6 protein-coding genes are annotated in these 6244 nt (G+C 70.4%); 2 read left to right on the plus strand and 4 right to left on the minus strand.

Translation table 11 applies throughout. From position 1 onward, the window contains the following. On the plus strand, positions 1 to 309 hold a 309-nt coding region (locus ACNPM4_RS09620), incomplete at its 5' end, for a hypothetical protein (protein WP_448985519.1). A gap of 13 nt (positions 310 to 322) precedes the next feature. Here the strand turns inward: ACNPM4_RS09620 and ACNPM4_RS09625 are convergent. Both ACNPM4_RS09625 and ACNPM4_RS09630 read right to left on the minus strand, forming a co-directional pair. After that, positions 323 to 1552: a glycosyltransferase gene (locus ACNPM4_RS09625; RefSeq protein WP_448985520.1), complete on the minus strand. Its 1230-nt coding sequence runs from the start codon at positions 1550 to 1552 to the stop codon at positions 323 to 325. A 66-nt stretch (positions 1553 to 1618) separates the two neighbouring features. Beyond that, on the minus strand, positions 1619 to 2851 hold the full coding sequence (locus ACNPM4_RS09630; protein ID WP_448985521.1) for a glycosyltransferase: 1233 nt from the start codon (positions 2849 to 2851) through the stop codon (positions 1619 to 1621). 125 nt (positions 2852 to 2976) lie between these two features. Between ACNPM4_RS09630 and ACNPM4_RS09635 the strand changes: the two genes are divergently transcribed. After that, entirely contained in the window at positions 2977 to 3564 is a 588-nt protein-coding gene (locus ACNPM4_RS09635; protein ID WP_448985522.1) for a hypothetical protein, read from the plus strand. Between the two features lie 24 nt (positions 3565 to 3588). Here ACNPM4_RS09635 and ACNPM4_RS09640 read toward each other — a convergent pair whose 3' ends face one another. Together ACNPM4_RS09640 and ACNPM4_RS09645 are read right to left on the minus strand one after the other, a co-directional pair. Further along, positions 3589 to 3999 (minus strand): MmcQ/YjbR family DNA-binding protein, encoded by a 411-nt coding sequence (locus tag ACNPM4_RS09640; RefSeq protein ID WP_400857521.1) that lies wholly within the window; start codon positions 3997 to 3999, stop codon positions 3589 to 3591. A gap of 66 nt (positions 4000 to 4065) precedes the next feature. Next, positions 4066 to 6244, minus strand: a 2179-nt coding sequence (locus ACNPM4_RS09645) for an alpha-mannosidase (RefSeq protein WP_448985523.1), incomplete at its 5' end; no start/stop codon positions are given.

A 6244-nucleotide genomic window follows, 5' to 3' on the forward strand; every position in this document is an offset into this window, starting at 1 on the left:
GCCGGCAGCGCGCTCGGGCGGACCGCCGTCGTGATCGCCGTCATCACGCTCGCGGTCAACCTCATCTCCTCGATCGTGCGACTCCTGATCTACACGTCGAACTTCGGGTACGGATCCGCCTACGTGATCGATGAGGCGATCGGCGTGATCTCCTTCTTCGCCTACCTCGTGGCGCTCGTGCTGGGCATCATCGCCGCGCGTCGCCCGGGCCCGCGCCTTCTCGCCGGCGTCGCGATCGGCATCGCGGGCGCCGGTGCCCTCGGGATGATCTTCAGCTGGGTCGGCATCGCCTTCCTGCGCTTCGTGTGACCCTCAGCCTGCGTCAGCGCCGGGCGAGCACCCGCTCGTAGACCTCGACCATGGCGGCCGTGCGCGACGACTGGCGGAACGCCTCGGCGACCTCGGGAACCGGCGTCGGTGCGGTGCCTGCGGCGATGTCGGATGCAGCCAACCGCAGGGTCTCCGTGAGCGCAGCGAGTCGTCGGGCCTCGAGCTCCCGGCCCGATGCGGTGGCGCCGGCATCCGGAACCGCCCACAGCCCCCCGCCGAGCTCCGCCGCGATGTCGGGGTCGCAGATCACGGAGGGCGTGCCGAGCGTGGCCGCCTCGAACGGGGTCATCCCCTGGGTCTCGAAGCCGATCGAGGTCTGCACGAGCGCGTCGGCGGCGGCGATCCTCTCCAGGGTCTGCGGGTAGGTCAGTCGTCCGGCGAAGCGCACGCCGTCGTGGCCGCGCACGATCTTCTCGGCCGCGGCGCGCTGCCCTCCGCCGCCGATGATCTCGAGTTCCGCGTCGATGCCCGCGGCGACGAACGCGTCGAGGAACGGCAGCAGGCGCTTCTCCGGACTCATCCGTCCGAGCCAGACGAAGCGGGGCCGTCCGGGCTCCCGGGCCGCCGGTCGCGCAGCGAGCGTCTGTGCGCGCAGGTCATCGTCGATGCCGTTCCAGATCACGTCGACCCGCGGGAACACGTCGTGCTGCTCGAGGCGTCGCGCGAAATGCGTCGACGGCGCGGTCACGGCGGATGCTCCGGCGGCGAGGCCGCGCAGGAACGCCCAGCCGTCGGCACCCCGCACGGGTTCGCCGATCCCGCGCATCGCGCCGCCGCGCCAGGCGTTCAACACGGCGAGCACGGGGCGATGCAGCGGAGTGACGGCCGCGATCCCGACGTCGACGCGGTTGTGCATCGTGTGCACGACCGCGATGCCATGGCGCTGGGCGTAGCGATGCCCGATGAACGCGCCCCAGAAATCGGCTTGCACGTGCACCAGGTCCACCGGCGGGCGGCGGGTCATGGCCTTGTCGAGGAAGCGGTCGGTCGCCCGCCCCGGCCACGTCATCGAGTACTCGCGGTCGAGCGTGATCGGCATCGAGGGCAGGTCGACGTACGCCCCGCCGTGGGTGCCCGTCGACGAGCGCGAGCCGTGCATCTTCGGCGCGACGACCGTGACGGTGTGTCCGGCGCGTTCGAGGAACTCCCGCTGGAGCCGCATCGACACCTGCGCTCCGCCGAGGGAGTCGAGGTGCTGATCGCCGAAGAAGACGATGTGCATGGCGCGCTACTCCGTCGCCGAGGCGTCGCGGCGCCGTGATCCGAGGGGGATACCGTGCATGGCGGGCTACTCGGGCAGCGGCTCGTCGCGGTACAGCGCCTCGAAGGTGTCGAGGGTGCGGTTGATGTCGTGGATCGCGACACCGTCGAGCGAAGCTCGCTGCATCCGCTCGTACTCGGCCGGCTCCGCGGTGAGCACATCGGTCAGGCGCGCGGCGAGCTCCTCGACGTTTCCCGGCTCGAACAGGTAGCCGTTCTCGCCGTCGTGCACGAGGTGCGGGAGGGCGACGGCATCCGCCGCGACGATCGGCAGCGCCGACGCCATGGCCTCCATGGTCGCGATGGACTGCAGCTCGGCGATCGACGCGATCACGAACAGGCTCGCGCGCGACAGCAGCGCCCGAAGTTCCTCGTCGCTGGTGCGGCCGTGGAAGGTGACGCGGTCGGCGAGCCCGAGCTGCGCGGCCAGGTGCTCCAGCTGCTTGCGCTGGTCGCCACCGCCGACGATGTCGAACGTGGTCTCGAGCGCCGGGTCGAGTTTCGTCATGGCCTTCAGGATGACCTCGACCTGCTTCTCGGCGGTGAGGCGGCCGACGAAGACGATGCGGTTCTCGTCACGCGGGGCGATCACCGGCGTGTACTGCGTGCGGTCGATGCCGCAGCTCACCGGGATCACGCCTTGGACCTCGACGGTCTTCTCGAGGAAGTCGGCGGCGCGACGCGTCGGGGTCGTGATCGCACGAGTCAGGTCGAACGTGCGCTTGGCATCGGCCCAGGCGAACTTCAGGACCAGGTCATCGATGAACTTCGGCATGGTCGTGTGATCGAGGATGTTCTCGGCCATGACGTGGTTGGTGGCGACGACCGGGATGCCGCGCTCATGGGCGACGTAGGCGAGGCCGCGGCCGATCACGATGTGCGACTGGATGTGCACGATGTCCGGCTGCACCCGGTCGATGACCTGGCGGGCGTAGTGCTTCGAGCGCCAGGGCCACACGAACCGGAGCCAGTCGTGGGGAGCCCAGCGCACCGACGGCAGCCGGTGCAGGGTCATCGGCTCACCCTCGATGACCTCGGTGCGCGGCTGCGCGCGTCGGTAGGCCTGGTTGGGGGCGACGACGTGCACGTCGTGGCCGCGCTGCACGAGGCCCGCAGCGAGGCGCTCGGCGAAGCGGGCGGCGCCGTTGATGTCGGGCGCGAAAGTGTCGCAGCCGATCACGATCTTCAACGGGCGGGGCGCGGGTTCGGCGGCGGGGCCGCTCGACGGATCGATCGGATCGTCGGAGGGAGTCACAGACATGCAGCCTTACGATGTGGCGGCCAAGGGAAAGCCCTGGTCGGGCGCTGGCCACTCTACCCGAGCGCCCTGCGCGGACGGCCGAGGCGTACCGGGCATCCCTCAGCCTCAGCCGTTAGCGTGGAGCCATGCGACTGACTGCCGACGCCGATCCCCAGCTGTGGATTCCCGTGACGGACTCGCTCGGATGGAGGGGCCGCCGGCACCGCAAGGCGGCGATCCGGATGCTGCTGGGCCAGGTCAATGCGGCCGTCGGCGCGCCCGAGCGCCCCGGATCGCGGTTCGGCGCGTGGGCGATGAGTCAGGCGGCGCCGATGCTGATGAAGCGGGCGGACGGCCGCGTGCTCGTGTGGACCTGGAAGGCCGAACCCGACCTGGTCGTGGCGATGGCGACCGCGCAGGTCCTGACCCCCGACGTGCGGATCGCCCGAGCCTCGATGCCGATGGACTACGACGACACGGAGTCCTTCCCCACCCGGCTCGGTGTGGGCGAGAAGCTGCTCGTGCCGATGCCGCCCTCGCCGGCGTCGCCGCCCTTCGCGACCTACACCTGGGACACGGGTACGCATCTGGTGACGCTGACCGCGGTGTGCAGCGACAAGGAGCGGTTCGGCACGCTGGTCGGCGCGCTCGATGAGTTGGCGCGCAGCATCCGTATCGCCGACGACCTCGCCGGCGGAGAGTCCCCCGACGTGCTGCGACTCGATCCCGCCTGAGCAGCCCTCGAGGCGGCACGCCGCTCAGCCGAGCCCGCGCTCCGCGAGCCACTCCTTCGCCACCCCGGCGGGTGCCCGCACCAGCCAGGCATCGGTGACGATCTCGTCCAGGCGATCGCGGTCGACGGCGTCGAGGCGAACGAGCAGCCCGGGGTAGCCGTCGAAGTGCGGGATCGTGAAGAGCACGTCGGGCTCCGCGGCGAGCAGGGCCTCCTTCTCCTCGAGGTCGGCGACGCGCACGGCGAGCACCTCTCCCGCGGGCCACTCGCGCCCGTGGTCGGAGAGCTGCCGCAGGTCGGTCGCGCTCGGGCCGCGGAGCCAGGCGAACTGCCCGCTCTTGACGCGCCACGCGGCCTCGCCGGTGTGGCCGCTCACCACCTCTTCAACTCCGGGGAGCGCAAGGGCGATCGCCCGCACGTCGTCGATGCTCGCCATCCCGCCATCGTCGCGCACCCGCCCGGCGACCACAACGGGCCCGACGACCTCGACGGGCACCCAGTCTCAGCGCACGATGCGCAGCGTGCGCACCTCGAACGGTCGCAGCTGCAGCTCGCCGCCGACCCGCGCGTCATCGATGTCGTCCTCGATCAGGCTCACCTCGCGCACCTCTCGGTGCTCGAAGCCGACCGCCAGCTCGCCGACCGCACGGCGCCCGAGCGCCTCGTACACCCGCACGATCACGTCGCCGGAACCGTCGTCGGCGAGCTTGACCGCCGACACCACGATGCCGTCTCCCTGCACCGACACGAGCGGTTCGACCTCACGCGCACCACGCACGACGCTCGGAAGCGCGTTGATCCTGATGCCCTCGGCTGTCGCGACCGCGGCATCCGCTCCGATCACGAAACCGACCTCGATCTCGTGGTGGCCGTGGTCGGTGTCGGGGTCGGGGAAGCGCGGGGCCCGCAGCAGCGACAGCCGCACCGTCGTCGTCACCGCGTCGTCGGACACCTCCCGCGAGGTGTCGTACCCGTAGATCGAGTCGTTGACGAGGGCGACGCCGAAGTCCTGCTCGCGCACGAGCACGAAGCGGTGCATCGAGGTCTCGAACTTCGCCGCTTCCCAGCTGGTGTTCGTGTGCGTGACGCGTGACTGGTAGCCGAACTGGGTCTCGGCGTCGGTGTGCGCGGCCTGGATGTCGAGCGGGAACGCGAGCTTGAGCAGCTTCTCGGTCTCGTGCCAGTCGATCTCGTTGCGCAGCAGCACGGTGCGCGACTCGGGGTGGAGGATGATCGTCTGCTCGATCGTGGACTCCGAGAACGGACGCACGACCACGATCCGCGCGGCCCTGCCGACCATCGACGCTTCGATCGACGTGACCGCGGTGAGGTCGTCGACGCTGTTGCGGTAGTACCGGTCGATGTCCCACGCGTCCCACATGTTCGGGAAGTCCTGGTGCAGCTGGAAGAGGTTCGCGGCCTTGCCCTCGGCCACCGCCTCGCGACCGCTGGCCTTGTCGATGGCGGACACGATCAGGCCCTCGGCCGACACCAGCACGGAGACGAGCTCGTTCTCGAGTCGCCACCCGCCGTTCTCCTCGGTGAGTGAGACCGGCGCCGCGGTCGGCTCGGCGACGAACGCCGCCCCGAGCGCACGTCCGCGCCCGACCGATGTCGGCTCGAACTGCAGCTCGCGGTCGCCCTCGCCGGCGAGCGAACGGCGAGCGGCGAGGGAGATGTCCTCGGCATCCGACAGCACGTCGCTCAGCACGGAGACCGCCTCCCGATGCACCCACGCGATCGAGGTGCCGGGCAGGATGTCGTGGAACTCGTGCAGCAGCACGGCCTGCCACAGCCGGTCGAACTCGGCCTGCGGATACGCGGCGCCGGTGCGCACCGCATCCGTCGCGGCCCACAGCTCGGCCTCGATCAGCGCGTGCTCGGCCCAGCGGTGCAGCGCCTTCGTGGCGTGCTGGCTGGTGAGCGTTCCGCGGTGCAGCTCGAGATACAGCTCACCGACCCAGACCGCTGGATGCGGCAGCTCGGCCTTGGCGGCGTCGAAGAAGACGTCCGGGTGCTCCCACACGACCTGTGCACTGCCCTCGAGGTCGCGCAGGCGCTCGGCCTTGCCCGTCATCTCGCGGGTCGTGCCGCCGCCGCCGTCGCCCCAGCCGACCGGGGCGATCGACCGCGAGCTGAGTCGGTTCTCCTTGAACTGGCGCGAGGCCTTCGCGACCTCCATGCCGCTCAGCTGCGAGTTGTAGGTGTCCATCGACGGGAAGTGCGTGAACACCTGCGAGCCGTCGATGCCCTCCCAGAGGAACGAGTGATGCGGGAAGACGTTCTGCTGGTTCCACGAGATCTTCTGCGTGAAGAACCACTCGAACCCGGCACGGCGCATCAGCTGCGGCAGGGCGGGCGAGTACCCGAAGCTGTCCGGCAACCAGACGCCCTTCGACCGGATGCCGAACTCGCGCTCGAAGAACCGCTGCCCGTGCGAGAACTGCCGCACCAGCGACTCGCCCGTCGGCATCACGGTGTCGGACTCGACCCACATGCCGCCCAGCGGCAGGAAGCGTCCGGCGGCGACCGCGGCCTTGACCCGCTCCCACACCTCGGGGCGGTGCTCCTTGATCCAGGCGTACTGCTGCGCACTGGACATGCCGTACTGGAACTCGGGCTGCTCCTCGATGAGCGTCGTCATCGAGGAGGTGGTGCGTGCGACCTTGCGGATCGTCTCG

It is taken from the genome of Microbacterium umsixpiens (assembly GCF_053543675.1).